The 14998-nt window shown below is 60.5% G+C and carries 14 protein-coding genes; 10 read left to right on the top strand and 4 right to left on the bottom strand.

Annotated features, from left to right (window positions below):
• Positions 1-14 precede the first annotated feature (14 nt).
• The 8 genes from ACYZTS_RS02795 (at position 15) to ACYZTS_RS02760 (ending at position 8217) form a co-directional block, all read left to right on the top strand.
• A complete protein-coding gene (locus ACYZTS_RS02795) occupies positions 15-962 on the top strand; it encodes a LysR substrate-binding domain-containing protein (protein WP_028623403.1) in 948 nt (315 codons plus the stop codon).
• Positions 963-1174: 212 nt separating this feature from the next.
• A complete protein-coding gene (locus tag ACYZTS_RS02790) occupies positions 1175-1582 on the top strand; it encodes an HPF/RaiA family ribosome-associated protein (RefSeq protein WP_028623402.1) in 408 nt (135 codons plus the stop codon).
• Between the two features lie 212 nt (positions 1583-1794).
• Positions 1795-2100: a DUF3649 domain-containing protein gene (locus ACYZTS_RS02785; RefSeq protein WP_461993855.1), complete on the top strand. Its 306-nt coding sequence runs from the start codon at positions 1795-1797 to the stop codon at positions 2098-2100.
• Complete coding sequence (locus tag ACYZTS_RS02780; RefSeq protein ID WP_461993853.1) at positions 2097-3677, top strand: PepSY-associated TM helix domain-containing protein; 1581 nt, start codon at positions 2097-2099, stop codon at positions 3675-3677. Before ACYZTS_RS02785 ends, ACYZTS_RS02780 begins: the two co-directional genes overlap by 4 nt.
• Complete coding sequence (locus tag ACYZTS_RS02775; protein WP_461993851.1) at positions 3677-4003, top strand: DUF3325 domain-containing protein; 327 nt, start codon at positions 3677-3679, stop codon at positions 4001-4003. The genes ACYZTS_RS02780 and ACYZTS_RS02775 overlap by 1 nt, the downstream gene beginning before the upstream one ends.
• 4 nt (positions 4004-4007) lie before the next feature.
• A complete protein-coding gene (locus ACYZTS_RS02770; RefSeq protein ID WP_461993849.1) occupies positions 4008-4571 on the top strand; it encodes an RNA polymerase sigma factor in 564 nt (187 codons plus the stop codon).
• Positions 4568-5554 (top strand): FecR family protein, encoded by a 987-nt coding sequence (locus ACYZTS_RS02765; protein WP_461993847.1) that lies wholly within the window; start codon positions 4568-4570, stop codon positions 5552-5554. Before ACYZTS_RS02770 ends, ACYZTS_RS02765 begins: the two co-directional genes overlap by 4 nt.
• A 236-nt stretch (positions 5555-5790) precedes the next feature.
• On the top strand, positions 5791-8217 hold the full coding sequence (locus ACYZTS_RS02760; RefSeq protein WP_461993845.1) for a TonB-dependent siderophore receptor: 2427 nt from the start codon (positions 5791-5793) through the stop codon (positions 8215-8217).
• Between the two features lie 68 nt (positions 8218-8285).
• On the opposite strand, the gene ACYZTS_RS02755 is transcribed toward ACYZTS_RS02760, so the two are convergent.
• On the bottom strand, positions 8286-9161 hold the full coding sequence (locus ACYZTS_RS02755) for a helix-turn-helix domain-containing protein (RefSeq protein ID WP_461993844.1): 876 nt from the start codon (positions 9159-9161) through the stop codon (positions 8286-8288).
• A 137-nt stretch (positions 9162-9298) separates the two neighbouring features.
• Here ACYZTS_RS02755 and ACYZTS_RS02750 point away from each other — a divergent pair, with 137 nt between their 5' ends.
• Entirely contained in the window at positions 9299-10201 is a 903-nt protein-coding gene (locus tag ACYZTS_RS02750; protein WP_461993842.1) for a DMT family transporter, read from the top strand.
• A 21-nt stretch (positions 10202-10222) separates the two neighbouring features.
• On the opposite strand, the gene ACYZTS_RS02745 is transcribed toward ACYZTS_RS02750, so the two are convergent.
• The 3 genes from ACYZTS_RS02745 to ACYZTS_RS02735 all read right to left on the bottom strand — a co-directional run bounded on the left by ACYZTS_RS02745 (position 10223) and on the right by ACYZTS_RS02735 (position 13040).
• Positions 10223-10732 carry a DUF2165 family protein gene (locus ACYZTS_RS02745; RefSeq protein WP_028623393.1) on the bottom strand — a complete coding sequence of 170 codons (510 nt, stop codon included), beginning with the start codon at positions 10730-10732 and terminating at the stop codon, positions 10223-10225.
• Between the two features lie 164 nt (positions 10733-10896).
• Positions 10897-11871 (bottom strand): 2-hydroxyacid dehydrogenase, encoded by a 975-nt coding sequence (locus ACYZTS_RS02740; protein WP_461993839.1) that lies wholly within the window; start codon positions 11869-11871, stop codon positions 10897-10899.
• Positions 11872-12071: 200 nt separating this feature from the next.
• Complete coding sequence (locus ACYZTS_RS02735; RefSeq protein WP_028623391.1) at positions 12072-13040, bottom strand: LysR family transcriptional regulator; 969 nt, start codon at positions 13038-13040, stop codon at positions 12072-12074.
• Between the two features lie 382 nt (positions 13041-13422).
• On the opposite strand from ACYZTS_RS02735, the gene ACYZTS_RS02730 reads away from it, so the two are divergent.
• The gene (locus ACYZTS_RS02730) at positions 13423-14922 is read left to right on the top strand and encodes an efflux transporter outer membrane subunit (protein WP_461993837.1); all 1500 of its coding nucleotides are present in this window, start codon (positions 13423-13425) and stop codon (positions 14920-14922) included.
• Positions 14923-14998: the final 76 nt, after the last annotated feature.

The raw sequence follows: 14998 nt of genomic DNA, 5'->3' as shown, positions 1-14998 counted from the left end.
AGCAGGACTAAACGATGAGTCGTCAATTGCATGCGCAGACCTATGTCTGGCTGCACGTGTTTTCCTGTGCGGCCCGGCACCTCTCGTTCACGCGATGCGCCGAGGAGCTGCACATCACGCCGGGTGCGGTCAGCCAGCAGATCCGCCAACTGGAAGAACGCCTGGGTTTTCGCCTGTTTCATCGCCGCGCGCGCGGCGTTGAACTGAGCGCGCAGGGGCAGCGGCTGGCCATTACCGTCAACGAGGCTTACGGCAGCATCGATGCCGAATTGCGCCGACTGGATGCGGGCATGATCAGCGGCATCTTGCGCGTTCGTTCCATTCCCTCTTTCCTGAGCAAATGGCTGACGCCGCGATTGCCCCGGTTGCAGCAGCGCTTTCCAGACATTCAGTTGCGCCTGGTCGCGGAAGACAGCAGCGTGCCGTTGCATGAGGGCGATTTCGATCTGGCGATCGACTTGAACGACGGCAGCTATCCCGGTTTGTTATCCACAGCCTTACTGGATGAACAGATTTTTCCGGTATGCGCGCCGAGCCTGTTGCGCGGTCGTCCGCCGCTGCACGGGCCGGCGGACTTGATGCATTTTCCGCTGCTGCACGACATTACCGCCTGGCGTGGCAGCTACGAATACGCGGAGTGGGAGTTTTATCTCGACGCTATCGGTTTTGAGGGCGCGGATGTCCGGCGCGGTCATACCTTCAACCGTAATCACCTGACCATTGAAGCGGCCATTGCCGGCATGGGCGTGGCCATTGCGCGACGAACGCTGCTCAACGATGAGCTGGAGCGGGGCGCGTTGATCGTGCCGTTTGGCCTGGCGGTGCCCAATCACAAACGCTACGTGCTGCTGTATGCGCCGGGTGCTCTGAGCCATCCGGGCGTGCGCGCGGTGCACGATTGGCTGGTGGAAGAGGCGGGCGTTTTTCGCAGCTTGCATCCATTGGCGGAGCAGCAGATGTGAGCAATTCGGGGCAGGAGCGGGGCGACCCAACTCCCGACCTTAACAGCGCTTTTAACGGTTGTCCGGCTTTTTTTGCGAATGAATATTTATCTTTTTTCAGGGGTTGAATTGTTCGCCGGACGAACCGATTGTGTAAGTAAGAGGTCACAGTGATGACGCCCAAGGGCGAGCTGAAAGGCCTCTCGCGAGCTAGCTGAAATAAGGGATGAACTATGCAAATCCAAGTCAACAGTGATAACCATATTCAAAGCAGCATCCGACTGGAGGAGTGGGTACGTACTACCATTGAGAGCACGCTCGAACGTTATGAAGAGGACTTGACCCGCATCGAGGTCCATCTGCGGGATGAGAACGGTGACAAGCCCGGTCCCCACGATATGCGCTGTCAGCTGGAAGCGCGGCCAAAAGGCCATCAACCGATTTCTGTCACGCACAAGGCTGATTCCCTGGAACTGGCGATCGACGGGGCGGCTGAAAAACTGGAGCATGCGCTGGAACATTTGTTCGGCAAGCTGCGGGGCAAACCACGTGCCGCTGTCGTGCCATTCGAGCGTGTAGAGGCTGACGCACTGCTTGAAGACGAGTTTCTGGAAAACGAACAGGCCGCGCAAAACGGCTGATGCCTGATTGCTCTTTCCCTTCCCAACGACAACGGGCCTGCAAACGCAGGCCCGTTTTTGTTTGCGCTTGATATAAATCGGCAGCGCCTGAACCGCCTGCGAATCACCGATTTCGTCCGAAGCCTTTTGCGTATGAGAATATTTATCATTATTATTGCGCCCATGCTGGCGCCGTGATTTGCACGAGGCGTCATCCCGTTTCGGGTTGAAACATGAAAGGCAAAACCACCACGCTCCCTGTTTCCTATCGCATGGCCGTCGCCTCGCGGGCGCTGGCCGCTGTGCTGGGCGGTTATGCCGTCGCCGCGCTGGCCAGCGTCTGCCTGACGATGTGGTTGCCCATGGCCCGCGCCGACGCGGTGGTGACCGGGATGATGACGTCATTCTTGGCTTATCTGTGCGCGGTGCTCTGGTGTTTTGCCTGCCATAGCGCCTGGCGAGCCTGGTACGGGCTGATCGTAGCCAGCCTGTTGCTGGCGGCGGCTGCCGGTTTGGGCTACTGGGCGGGCCAGCCATGAAAGAAGGTTTTCGTCAGGCCATGGCCTGGCTGCACACTTGGGCGGGGTTGATATTCGGCTGGCTGCTGTTCGCGATTTTCCTGACCGGCACGCTCGCCTACTTCAAGGACGAGATCAGCCACTGGATGCAGCCAGAGATTCCGGTGCGCTCCGTCAGCTCCGAAGCCAGCCTGGCCTTGGCGCAAAACTATCTGCAGCAGCATGCAGCCGGCGCCTCGCGCTGGCTCATTGATCTACCCGATGCCCGTGAACCAGGCTTGTCGGTGCGCTGGCAGCAAACCACGGCCAAGCGCGGTGAGCGCGGTCAGTTCACGGAAAGACACCTCGACCCGCAGACCGGTGCCGAAGTGCAGGGCCGCGCGACCATGGGCGGCGAATTCTTCTACCGCTTCCACTTTCAGTTGCAGATGCCGCACCCATGGGGCCGCTGGCTATCCACCATCGCTGCGATGGTGATGTTTGTCGCATTGATCAGCGGGATCATCACCCACAAGAAAATCTTCAAGGACTTCTTCACGTTCCGCCCGCGCAAAGGTCAGCGTACCTGGCTCGACGGGCACAACGCGGTGGGTGTGCTGGTATTGCCGTTTCACTTGATGATTACCTACAGCAGTTTGGTGATCTTCATGTCGATGGTGATGCCGGCGAGCATTCTGGCTTCGTACAACGGTGATGTGCGGGCGTTTTATGATGAGAGTTTCCCGGCGTCGACCACCCCGGAGGTGGCGGGTAAACCGGCCGCGCTGGCGCCGCTCGCGCCGCTGTTACAACAGGCGCGTGAGCAGTGGTCGGGCGGTAATGTCGGACGGATTACGGTGAATAATCCGGGCGATGCCAACGCTTCGGTGGTGCTGCTGCGCGATGCAGCCGATCGCCTGGTTTACGATTTCAGCAGCGCGGTGACCTTCAACGGTGTGACCGGGCAACTGCTCGGCGCGACGCCTGAGCAATCGCTGCCGCGAGCCGTCGCGGGTGGTTTTTACGGCTTGCACATGGGCCGGTTTGCCGAGCCAGTGTTGCGCTGGATGTACTTTATCTGCGGGTTGGCCGGCACGGCGATGATCGGTACCGGGCTGGTGATCTGGTTGGGCAAGCGTCAACTCAAACATTTGAATAGCGGCGTCATGCCGTTCGAGTTGCGCCTGGTGGAAGTGCTGAACATCGCCAGCATGTCGGGGCTGATGATCGCCGTGGCGGCATTCTTCTGGGCCAATCGCTTACTGCCGGTCGAGCTGGCCGGGCGCTCGGATTGGGAGGTCAACAGCTTCTTCCTGGTCTGGGGGCTCAGTCTGTTGCACGCCGTGGTCCGCCGTGGGCGCGCGGCATGGGTTGAGCAGCTCGCGTTGGCGGCACTGTTGTTCGCCGCGCTGCCGCTGTTGAATGGGCTAACCACGCCTTATCACTTGGGCTTCACGTTGGCGCAGGGCGATTGGGCCATGGCCGGGTTTGATTTGACGTGCCTGGCCAGCGGCCTGTTTTTCGCCTGGGCTGCGTGGAAAATGCAGCGCGCAGGGCGGCCAGAAATCGTCCTGCGCCAGCGTCGGCAATCGATCATTCTTGAGCAAGAGGCGAACTGATGTTGCTGGCCCTGTTGCTCTGTTACGGCGGCTTCACCGCACTGTGTTTATCGATGGACCGGCACCATGCCGAGCTGCTCGGACGCAAGCCATCGGCTGCTCGTCGCCGGGCGCTCAAAGTGGGCGGAGGGTCGCTGTTGGCGTTTTCCTTGTGGGCGGCGGTGGCTTCGGCCGGTTGGGGCCTCGGCGTTGTCGAGTGGTGTGCGGTATTGATGCTCAGCGCTTTGCTGCTGGTATTGCTGCTGCCATATCGCCCGCGGCTGGCCATGGCGTTGGGCGGATTGAGCCTGCTCGCCAGCCCCGTCGCGGCATTTGCGCAGTCTTGAGCACGTGATCGCCAGTCCACCGGATTCGCACGATGAGGAACCTCGGGGAGCTCGTGCGCATTTTCTGCAGGTGTTCCTGTCTCAGCGCGCGCAGATGGAAGCGCTGATCAATCGGCGTGTGGGCTGTCGGGCCACGGCGGCGGATCTGGTGCAGGATCTGTTCCTGCGTTTTTGGCGCCGGCCGCTGGTGCAGGTCGAGGAGCTCAGCACCTATTTGTTGCGCTGTGCCGGCAATATCGCTATCGATCACCTGCGCAGCGAAGGTGCGCGGGTGCGGGTGAGCGAAGGCTGGTTGCCGGAGCAGGCGGACAGCCACGGCAGCGAACCACAAGCGGCGCTGGAAGCGGGCAACGATCTGCGTCATGTCGAGGCGGCGTTACGCGCATTGCCCGAGCGTACGCGGCAGATCTTTCTGCTCAATCGCATCCATGGTCGCAAATACGCCGAGATCGCCAAGGCCATGGGTGTGTCCCAAAGTGCTGTGGAAAAACATATGATGCGCGCCCTCGACGCCTGCAAGGCCAGCTTGCGCGAACCTCAACCGCGCACGCCAGGGAAAGCACCGTGAAGCAGCCAGAGCGAATTATTCCGACACTCGCGCAGGAGCAGACGGCTTTCGCCTGGCTGGGCCTGCTGCATGACCAGCCGAGCAGCGGCGATCAAGCCACCTTCAGTCATTGGCTGCAGGCTGATCCGGCGCATGCCGAAGCCTATGCCCAGGCGCAGGTGGTGTGGGAACTGACTGAAGCACCGGCCCGCACGCTGGCCGATGAAGACGCATCAGCCCTGCAGGGCTACCTCGATGCCATGAACCCTTCGCGCCGCAACAGCGTGCGACGCTGGTCCGCTGCGTTGGCGATGGCGGCGTGTCTGCTGCTGATGATCGGCATCGGCGCTGGCTGGCAGCCGTCGCGCTGGATCGATGATATGGGCGCCGATTACGTCTCGGCACCGGGCGAGATTCGCACTGTTACGCTGGCCGATCAGTCGCAGGTCACGTTGGATGCCGACAGTGCCATCGCTGTGGATTTCAGCGGCGGCGAGCGCCACGTGCAACTGCGCCGCGGGGCCGGTTTTTTCCGCGTGACGCACAGCCGCGAGCCGTTTGTGGTCGAGGCTGAGAAGGGGCAGGCGCGGGTGTTGGGCACACAATTCGAAGTGCGTCTGCAACCTGACGGCGCGCAGGTGACGGTGTTGTCGGGGCGCGTCGCAGTGACAGCGGACCCGCAGGCCGAAGCGCAAATTCTCAGCGCCGGCGAGCAAGTCGCATACGCCGACGGCACAGCGCAGCAACTCCACGCCGTGGACAGCGAAGCGCAGCTTGCCTGGCGCCAGGGTTGGCTCAATTACTACAAGGCAACCCTGGCCGACGTGATGGAGGATCTGCGCCGGTATTACCCGGGACGGATTGTGCTGCTCAACGATGAAATGGCGGCGCGGCGGGTGAGCGGAAGTTTTCCGGGCAAGGATCCGCAAGCGGTGTTGAATTCGTTGCAGGGCGTGTTGGGTTTTGAACAACATCGATTGGGGCCGATGATTATTGTGCGTTGAGGCTGCCGGCGTCATCGCGAGCAAGCTCGGCTCCCACAGGGACAGGCGCTGATCGCTCGAATGTGGCTTGACCTGTAGGAGCCGAGCTTGCTCGCGATGACGGCAGACCAGACCCCAAATTTCTCAAGCAGACCTTATTTTCAACTTTCTGATGAGGTAAATCCGGCCGCCATCCGTGTAGTGACTGAAACTGCGAGTCATTCGCATCCGTAACGGTTCTACACAGGTCATGAGCAATGAAGTCCAGGGCGACATCCGGTTCGATGAAACAGTGGTTGAGTGCATCTGCGCTGGGCATTTCGATGCTGGCCTGTTTGCCGGTCAGCGTGGCGCTCGGCGCTGATCAATCCACTGCGCAGCACGCGCAATTTGTCTTTGCGATAGCTGCCAGACCGTTGCCGCAGGCGCTCAGCGACTTCAGCCGGATTACCGGCACCAGCGTGGTCTACACCGATGAAGCGCCCTACGGCGTAACGGCGCCCGCGCTTAATGGACAGATGACAGCCGAGCAGGCGATCCAGCGCTTGCTCAGCGGTTCGGGTTTCACCTTCCGCCGCAGCGATGACCACACGATCGTGCTGGAGCCGCTGCCAAGCCAGGGCGCGCTGAACCTCGGCGCGACCACTATTACTTCGGTACTGGACCAACCTATGAGCTACCAACCGCCGCCCACCAGTTCGGTGATGCGTTCTTCGGCGCTGCTCCAGGAAATCCCGCAGACGGTCAATGTGATCCCGGCCCAGGTCATTCGTGATCAGGCGCCGCGCAACCTCGATGATGCGTTGGCCAACGTCAGCGGCATCACACAGGGCAACACGCTGGGCGGCACCCAGGATTCGGTGATGACCCGTGGCTTCGGCGACAACCGCAACGGTTCGATCATGCGCGACGGCATGCCGGTGGTGCAGGGACGTGGCCTTAACGCCACGGTGGATCGGGTGGAAGTGTTGAAGGGCCCGGCGTCGTTGCTGTACGGCATCCAGGATCCGGGCGGTGTGGTCAATATGGTCAGCAAGAAGCCGGAATTGCAGCAGTACAACGCTCTGACCCTGCGCGGCTCGACTTACGGCGACGGCAAAAACGGCAGCGGCGGCGCGTTCGACAGCACCGGCGCGGTCGGCGATTCCGGGTTGGCGTATCGCATGATCGTGGACCACGAAGACGAAGACTACTGGCGCAATTTCGGCACCCGGCGCGAAACGCTGGTGGCGCCGTCGCTGGCATGGGTCGGCGAACGCACCCAGCTGTTGTTTGCCTACGAGCACCGCGAATTTCTCACCCCGTTCGACCGCGGAACCCTGATCGATCCGCGCGACAATCACCCGCTGGACATCCCCCGCGACCGTCGCCTGGATGAGCCCTTCAATAACATGGAGGGCCGCTCGGACCTGTATCACTTCCAAGCCGATCACGAACTCAATGACAACTGGAACGCGCATTTCGGCTACAGCTGGAACCGCGAAACCTACGATGCCAGTCAGGTGCGCGTCACGGCCATTGACACCGACCGGGGCACGCTGACGCGGAGCATGGACGGCACGCAGAACGCCGTCAGTACCGACCGCTTCACCACCGCCAGCCTCGAAGGCAAAGTCAATGTACTGGGCCTGCAACATGATCTGGTGTTCGGCGTCGATGACGAGTACCGCAAGATTTATCGCGAAGACCTGATCCGGCAGAAAAGCCTCAGCACGTTCAGTTACCTCAAACCGGTGTATGACCGCGAAGTGGCGGGCTCCACGGTCAGCCCGGCGGACAGTGCTCAGACTGACGAGCTGCGCAGCAATTCGCTGTTTCTGCAGGACTCGATCCACCTCACCGATCAGTGGATCCTGGTGGCCGGCGGGCGTTTCCAGGAGTACGACCAGTACGCTGGTAAAGGCGTGCCGTTCCAGGCCAACACCGACAGCAACGGCCAGAAATGGGTGCCACGCGCCGGCCTGGTGTATCGCTACACCGATGAGTTGTCGTTCTACGGCAGCTATACCGAATCGTTCAAACCCAACTCGACCATCGCCCCGCTAAGCGGCAGCAGCACAGTGCTCGACTGCAGCATTGCGCCGGAGGAAGCCAAGTCCTGGGAGGTGGGTGCCAAGCTCGATATACCGGGTCGTGTCACCGGTAATGTCGCGCTGTTCGACATCAAGAAACGCAACGTGCTGGTGGCCAATGCCGAAGGTCCGGTGACCCTCTACAGTGCCGCCGGCGAAGTGCGCTCGCGCGGGTTGGAAGTGGATCTGACCGGACAGTTGAGCGACCGCTGGAGCATGATCGGCAGTTACGCTTACACCGATGCCGAGGTCACTGAGGACCCGACCTACAAAGGCAAAAAGCTGCAGAACGTGGCGAAGAATTCGGGTGCTCTGTCGGCGGTGTATGACTTCGGCACCCTTGTCGGCGGCGACCAGTTACGCATCGGTGCGGGCGCTCGCTATGTCGGTGAGCGGGCGGGGAACGCGGTGAATGATTTTGATCTGCCGAGTTACACCGTGGCCGATGCTTTCGCCACTTACGACACTCGATTTGACGGGCAGAATGTCAAGTTTCAGTTGAATGTGAAGAACCTGTTTGACCGTACTTATTACACGTCGGCGGCGAGTCGGTTCTTTGTGTCAATGGGGGATTCGCGGCAGGTTTCGCTGTCCGGCACATTGGAGTTCTAGGGGAAGACTACGTCATCGTTCTTCGCGGGCAAGCCTCGCTCCCACAAGAGTGACGCGAAAGACTCGGACTAACGCAAAAACGCCTGTCGATATTCCCCTGGCGTGCCGCCCAGCCCCTGGCGAAAACGATGAGTGAAATGACTCGCGCTGGCAAATCCGCACGCCAGCGCAATTTCCCCCAACGGCCTCGACGTGCTGCGCAGCAATGCCTGTGCCCGATTCAGGCGCCGTGCCAATAAATACTGATGCGGCGGCAAGCCAAAACTCGCGCGAAACATCCGCGCGAAGTGATATTCCGACAACGCGCACAATCCCGCCAATTGCCCCAGGCTAATCGCCTCTGCCAGATGGTTGTCGATGAACTCGACCAATTGCCGCCGCTGATGCGCCGCCAACCCGCCCTTGAGCCGCAAGCCGTCGCGCTGGCCCACTTGACTGAGCAGCGCGTGGCTAAGCATTTCATGGGCCAGGCTGCTGGTCAGCAGGCGTTCGCCGGGCTCGTCCCAATTGAGCGTGATCAACTGCCTGAAACGGCGCGCCTGCACCGCATCATCGAGAAAGGTGTTTTCGCGTAGCTGCAGCTCGCGAGGCTCGCGGTCCAGCAAGGTAACGCAGCCGAGGGCAAATTGTTCGGGACTTAAGTAGACGTGGGCGAGGCGAATGTCGCCATTGATCACCCACGCCGACTCATGACCGGCCGGCAGCGTGCACAGTTTGTCCGGCGCACCCTTGGTGCCGGGTTGATCACGGCGGAAGGTGCCGGTGCCACCCGCGATGTAGCACGACAGCGTGTGATGACTCGGCCCGGCGTAATCCTGCGCGTCATGATGGTTGCTCCACAACGCCGCAGCCATGCCGTCACCGAGCTCGGCACTGTGCTCGAGTCGAGCATGGGGCGAGCGGTTAAGGGCTTGAAAGACTTGCAGTGTTTCCAGTGCGGGCATGATCGGTTCTCTCTGACGCTTTGCATCCTACTCCGTAGGCCCTGGCCTGCCAGCCCGTCCGCTGACAAAAGCGCAAGATTACGCAACTGCGGCATGGCATCAGCCAGGACACTGAGCGCCTATCGAGGAGCGTTGCCATGAACCTGTCGTTGTATTTGCTGACCGTGCTGATCTGGGGCACCACCTGGATTGCCCTGAAATGGCAGCTGGGCGTGGTGGCCATTCCGGTGTCGATTGTCTATCGCTTCGGTCTCGCCGCGCTGGTGCTGTTCGTGATGTTGGTGCTCAGCCGCAAGCTGCAAGTGATGAACCGTCGCGGGCACCTCATTTGTCTGGCGCAGGGCTTGTGCCTGTTCTGCATCAATTTCATGTGTTTTCTGACGGCCAGCCAATGGGTTCCGAGTGGCTTGATCGCCGTGGTGTTTTCTACCGCAACCCTGTGGAACGCGCTGAACGCTCGGGTCTTTTTTGCGCAGAAAATCGCCCGCAATGTGTTGATGGGCGGCGCGCTTGGCTTGATGGGGCTAGGCCTGCTGTTCTGGCCTGAGCTGGCCGGCCACACCGCCAGCCCGGAGACATTGCTGGGCCTGGGTCTGGCGTTGCTCGGCACGCTGTGCTTCTCCGCAGGCAACATGCTTTCCAGCCTGCAGCAAAAAGCCGGCCTCAGACCCCTGACGACCAACGCCTGGGGCATGGCCTACGGTGCGGCCATGTTGTCGATGTGGTGCCTGATCAAGGGCATTCCATTCGAAATGGAATGGAACGCGCGCTACATCGGCTCGCTGCTGTACCTGGTGCTTCCCGGTTCGGTCATCGGCTTCACCGCTTACCTGACGCTGGTCGGGCGCATGGGGCCGGAGCGTGCGGCGTATTGCACCGTGCTGTTCCCGGTGGTGGCGCTTAACGTCTCGGCTTTCGCGGAGGGCTACCAATGGACCGCGCCGGCCCTCGCGGGGCTGGTGTTGGTGATGCTGGGCAATGTGCTGGTGTTCCGCAAACCCAAAGCCCTACGGGTGCAGGAACATCGAAGCCTGGCCTGAGATGGATCGGGCAATCAGCGCTCAACGTTCGATCCTGAGGGCCACATACATCATCAATGGCATTACGAAGTCGACAATATGTCGCGCCCAGTCTTTATAGTTCCAGCGGTCCGATTCATCCATGTTAAACCATTCACCACCAATAACCTGGAAGCCAACATAGTAAATGGCGATTGCAATCAGTAACCCGATCAACGCGAACTTCTTTGCCTCGTGAAATTTTTTGGCGCTGCTGTTTAAATGCTTGTACAAGTGGTAAGTGCCCACTACGCAAAAGCAGGTAGATAGCACTTCAAGTGTAATGATCAACCAGTAGATACGGTGATGGGCCATCGGTGAAGTGATGGCGCGGTACTTGTACAATTCATCAGCTCGGACCGTGTCCATGCTGAGGATATGGCCCAGGTATTCATAATTGGTGGGGTAGTCGGTGAAGTTGCTGTACATAACCAGTAATCCGAAGATGCTTATGTACAGCATGAGCAAGACTTTACTGATTCTTATGGTCTGAGCCGTTGTCAGATAGTTCACGATACGATTTCTCCAAAGTTGGTTCCCGTCATAATGGGCAAGTAAGGAGAGCTTATCGTGTGGCCCGTTTATTTGGGCGGCGGCTGAATTGCAAAGTGTGTATCAGCAATTATTTGGGGGTATGAAATAATGGGCAGGGGTTAGTTACGCCTGCCCGTTTTGTATCAGCCTTTCCAGACTTGAGCGTTCACCAAGTCCTGTGGTCGCTCACCCGACAGGGCGCTGCGCAAATTCGCTACGGCGCGATTGGCCATCGCCTCACGGGTTTCATGCGTGGCGGAGCCGATGTGCGGCAGGGTCACGGCATTTTTCAGCTTAAAAAGCGGCGATTCGGCCAACGGTTCTTTTTCGTACACGTCCAGCCCGGCGCCGCGGATGCGGTTGCTTTGCAGCGCTTCAATCAGCGCGGTCTCGTCCACCACCGGGCCACGCGCAATGTTGATCAGAATCGCGCTCGGTTTCATCAGTGCCAACTCACGGTGGCTGATCAGGTGTTTGGTTTTTTCGCTGAGCGGCACTACCAGGCAGACGAAATCCGCTTCGCCCAATAACTCGTCCAGGCTGCGCATTTGCGCGCCCAGTTCTTGCTCAATCTCGGTTTTGCGGCTGTTGCCACTGTAGATGATCGGCATGTTGAAGCCGAGGCGGCCACGGCGGGCGATCGCCGCGCCGATGTTGCCCATGCCGACGATGCCCAGGGTTTTGCCATGCACATCACAGCCGAATAACGGCGCGCCGACGCTGGCCTGCCATTCACCGGCCTTGGTCCAGGCATCCAGTTCAGCCACGCGGCGGGCACTGCTCATCAGCAAAGCGAAAGCCAGGTCGGCAGTGCTCTCGGTGAGCACGTCGGGGGTGTTGGTCAGCATGATGCCGCGCTCATTGAAATAGCCGACGTCGTAGTTGTCGTAGCCGACCGAGACGCTGGACACCACCTCAAGCTGGCGCGCATTTTCCAGTTGCGCACGGCCGAGCTTGCGACCGACTCCGATCAAACCATGTACGTGGGGCAGGGCTTCGTTGAACTGGGCATTGATGTCACCGTTTTTCGGGTTCGGCACGATGACGTCGAAGTCTGACTTCAGCTGTTCGATCATGTCAGGCGTGATGCGGCTGAAGGCGAGGACAGTCTTTTTCATGGAGGAAGGCTCGTCGGGCGTGGAGATGCCAAGCACGCTAACATTCTTCGCGGAGGTTGCGCGAGTGCCAAGCTTTCGGACGCGCGGGGACTTTTCAGGAGCTGGCTTGCTGGCGATAGCGATCGTGGCCTGAACATGAGGGCTGGTTGGCCGCCATCGCCAGCAAGCCGGCTTCTACAAAGGAGGAACTGCTTCCCGGGCTAATTCGCCAGCCGCGCGCCGCCCAGACTGCCGCTCAATTCATAGGCCACCAGTTCCGCCTGATGCGCGGCCAGAATTTCCGGCAGCGAGCCCCGTAAATACTCGACCCAGGTTTTGATCTTCGCATCCAGATATTGCCGCGAAGGGTAGATCGCGTACAGGTTCAGTTCCTGCGAGCGGTAATTGGGCATTACCCGCACCAGCGTGCCGTTGCGCAAGCCTTCGATCGCTGCATACACCGGCAGAACGCCAACGCCCATGCCGCTGATGATTGCGGTTTTCATCGCGTCAGCGGAATTCACCAGAAATGGCGAGCTGTTGATGGTGACCATTTCCTGGCCTTCCGGCCCATCGAACGTCCACTTTTCCAGCGGAATCACCGGGCTCACCAGGCGCAGGCACGCGTGGTTGAGCAAGTCGCTGGGTTTGTGCGCGCAGCCGTTGGCTTTGACGTAAGCCGGCGAGGCGCAAACGATGCTGTAGGTGATGCCCAGGCGCTGGGACACAAAGCCCGAGTCCGGCAGCTCACTGGCCAGCACAATGGACACGTCATAGCCCTCATCAAGCAAATCCGGGACACGGTTGGCCATGGTCAGGTCGAACGTGACATCGGGATGCGTCTTGCGATAACGGGCGATCGCGTCGATTACGAAGTGCTGACCGATGCCGGTCATGGTGTGCACCTTGAGCTGCCCGGCTGGACGTGCATGGGCGTCGCTGGCTTCGGCTTCGGCTTCTTCGACGTAGGCGAGGATCTGTTCGCAACGCAGCAGGTAGCGTTTGCCGGCCTCGGTCAGGGCGATGCGCCGCGTTGTGCGGTTAAGCAGGCGGGTTTGCAGATGGGCTTCGAGATTGGAGACCGCGCGCGAAACGTTGGCCGTAGTGGTGTCGAGCTGCACGGCGGCGGCGGTGAAACTGCCGGCCTCGGCCACGTAGCTGAAGGCGCGCATGTTTTGCAGAGTGTCCATGGGGTGCTCTCGGTTGCGATGGCAAATTGTGACACAAGGTTTCAAGGTCTGAGACCCCGACCAAGGGATTATCGCTTGAACGGTAACAAAGATTCACAAGTTTGCCGGCTTATCGCCATTTCAGCCGAGCCCTAGAATCGCGCCGTTGTAACAACCGGGCTTTTGTGCCGACACGTGTGTGTGGTGAGGGGGCTGGTGTGGCGAGGGGGCTTGCCCCCGTTCGTTTGCGCAGTAAACGTGAAATCAGCGAATGCGATTTTCATGAACAACGCGCGGTCAAGACTTGGGGGCGCTGCGCAACCCAACGGGGGCGAGCCCCCTCGCCACATGAAGCCAGCACCGGTGAGCCTCGTACGTCCTTCCATTTCAGGAAATCTCAGCAGTGCCGCGTCGCATCAACAGAGCGCTTAAGACGCTCAGTCTTTTGGCTTTAACTCTCATCATCAGTGGCTGCATCGGCACCGGTGGCATTGCGCCGCAGGGCAAGGTGCACGCACCCGATTCGCTGGCTACTGACGAAGCTATTCGCAGCGCTGAACAGGATGCGCACTGGCCTGATGCTCAATGGTGGCAAGCCTACGGCGACCCGCAACTGAATCGCTGGATCGACCTCGCACTGCAAGGCAGCCCGAGCATGGCCATGGCCGCCGCGCGGGTGCGTCAGGCCAGGGCCATGGCCGGCTTGGCGGAATCTGCCGAGTCGCTGCAGATCAATGGCCAATCCACCCTGAAACGACACAACTGGCCCACCGATCAGTTTTATGGGCCGGGCGGACTGGCCGACACATCCACTTGGGACAACAACGCTGCACTGGGTTTCAGCTACGCCCTTGATCTCTGGGGTCGTGAAAGCAATGCCAGCGAGCGGGCCGTCGACATGGCGCACGTGAGCGCGGCCGAAGCGCGCCTGGCGCAACTCGAGTTGCAGAGCAACGTCGTGCGCGCCTACATCGAACTCTCGCTGCACTACGCACAACGGGACATCGTCGCCGCGACTCTGCAGCAGCAAAAGCAGATGCTCGAACTCGCACAGAAACGCCTCGACGGCGGGATCGGCACTCATTTCGAAGTCAGCCAGGCCGAGACGCCTTTGCCGGAAACTCATCGGCAGATCGATGCACTCGACGAAGCCATCGCCCTGAGTCGCAATCAGCTGACGGCGCTCTCGGGGTTTGGCCCGGGGAAAGGCGCGCAGTTGCAGCGGCCAACACTGGCGCTGGGCGCGGCGCTGAAACTGCCGTCGAGCTTGCCTGCGCAGCTGCTCGGGCAACGCCCGGATGTTGTCGCCAGTCGCTGGCAAGTGGCCGCGCAGGCGCGCGGCATTGACGTCGCGCATGCCGGTTTTTATCCGAATGTGGACCTGGTCGGCAGCCTTGGCTACATGGCCACGGGCGGCGGGGCGCTGGAGTTTTTGACCGGCAGGAAACTCAACTACAACGTCGGGCCGGCGATCTCGCTGCCGATTTTCGACGGCGGGCGGTTGCGCGCCGAACTCGGCGAAGCTTCCGCCGGTTACGACATCGCCGTGGCGCGGTACAACCAGACGCTGATCAATGGGCTGAAAAATATCTCCGACCAGTTGATCCGCCGCGAATCGATGGACAAGCAGCAGATGTTCGCCGCCGAATCGGTCGCGACCGCGCAGAAAACCTACGACATTGCGATGATCGCCTACCAGCGCGGCCTCACCGACTACCTCAATGTGCTCAACGCGCAAACGTTGTTGTTCAAGCAGCAGCAAGTCCAGCAGCAGGTTCAGGCCGCGCGTCTCAGCGCGCATGCCGAACTGGTGACAGCCCTCGGCGGCGGGCTTGGCGCGGGTGACGATGCGCCGCAAGACCGCCAGATCAGCGCACCGAAAACTCCGGTCCTTTTGCGTTAAACGCACACCCTGTGGGAGCCAGCCTGCTGGCGATAGGGCCCTGACTGTCAACACAGCAAGCTCGCTCCCACAAAGT

This window comes from Pseudomonas sp. TMB3-21, from assembly GCF_054898145.1.
The sequence above is the reverse complement of the archived record's forward strand: the minus strand, read 5'-3'. Positions and strand labels throughout refer to the sequence as shown.

What these genes read in the sequence shown, in the direction of transcription:
- ACYZTS_RS02795 (WP_028623403.1), top strand. Translation starts at nt 15, where the DNA reads ATGAGTCGTCAATTGCATGCGCAGACCTATGTCTGGCTGCACGTGTTT.
- ACYZTS_RS02750 (WP_461993842.1), top strand. Translation starts at nt 9,299, where the DNA reads ATGAACCTGTCGTTGTATTTGCTGACCGTGCTGATCTGGGGCACCACC.
- ACYZTS_RS02775 (WP_461993851.1), top strand. Translation starts at nt 3,677, where the DNA reads ATGTTGCTGGCCCTGTTGCTCTGTTACGGCGGCTTCACCGCACTGTGT.
- ACYZTS_RS02780 (WP_461993853.1), top strand. Translation starts at nt 2,097, where the DNA reads ATGAAAGAAGGTTTTCGTCAGGCCATGGCCTGGCTGCACACTTGGGCG.
- ACYZTS_RS02790 (WP_028623402.1), top strand. Translation starts at nt 1,175, where the DNA reads ATGCAAATCCAAGTCAACAGTGATAACCATATTCAAAGCAGCATCCGA.
- ACYZTS_RS02735 (WP_028623391.1), bottom strand. Translation starts at nt 13,040, where the DNA reads ATGGACACTCTGCAAAACATGCGCGCCTTCAGCTACGTGGCCGAGGCC.
- ACYZTS_RS02740 (WP_461993839.1), bottom strand. Translation starts at nt 11,871, where the DNA reads ATGAAAAAGACTGTCCTCGCCTTCAGCCGCATCACGCCTGACATGATC.
- ACYZTS_RS02785 (WP_461993855.1), top strand. Translation starts at nt 1,795, where the DNA reads ATGAAAGGCAAAACCACCACGCTCCCTGTTTCCTATCGCATGGCCGTC.
- ACYZTS_RS02760 (WP_461993845.1), top strand. Translation starts at nt 5,791, where the DNA reads ATGAAGTCCAGGGCGACATCCGGTTCGATGAAACAGTGGTTGAGTGCA.
- ACYZTS_RS02755 (WP_461993844.1), bottom strand. Translation starts at nt 9,161, where the DNA reads ATGCCCGCACTGGAAACACTGCAAGTCTTTCAAGCCCTTAACCGCTCG.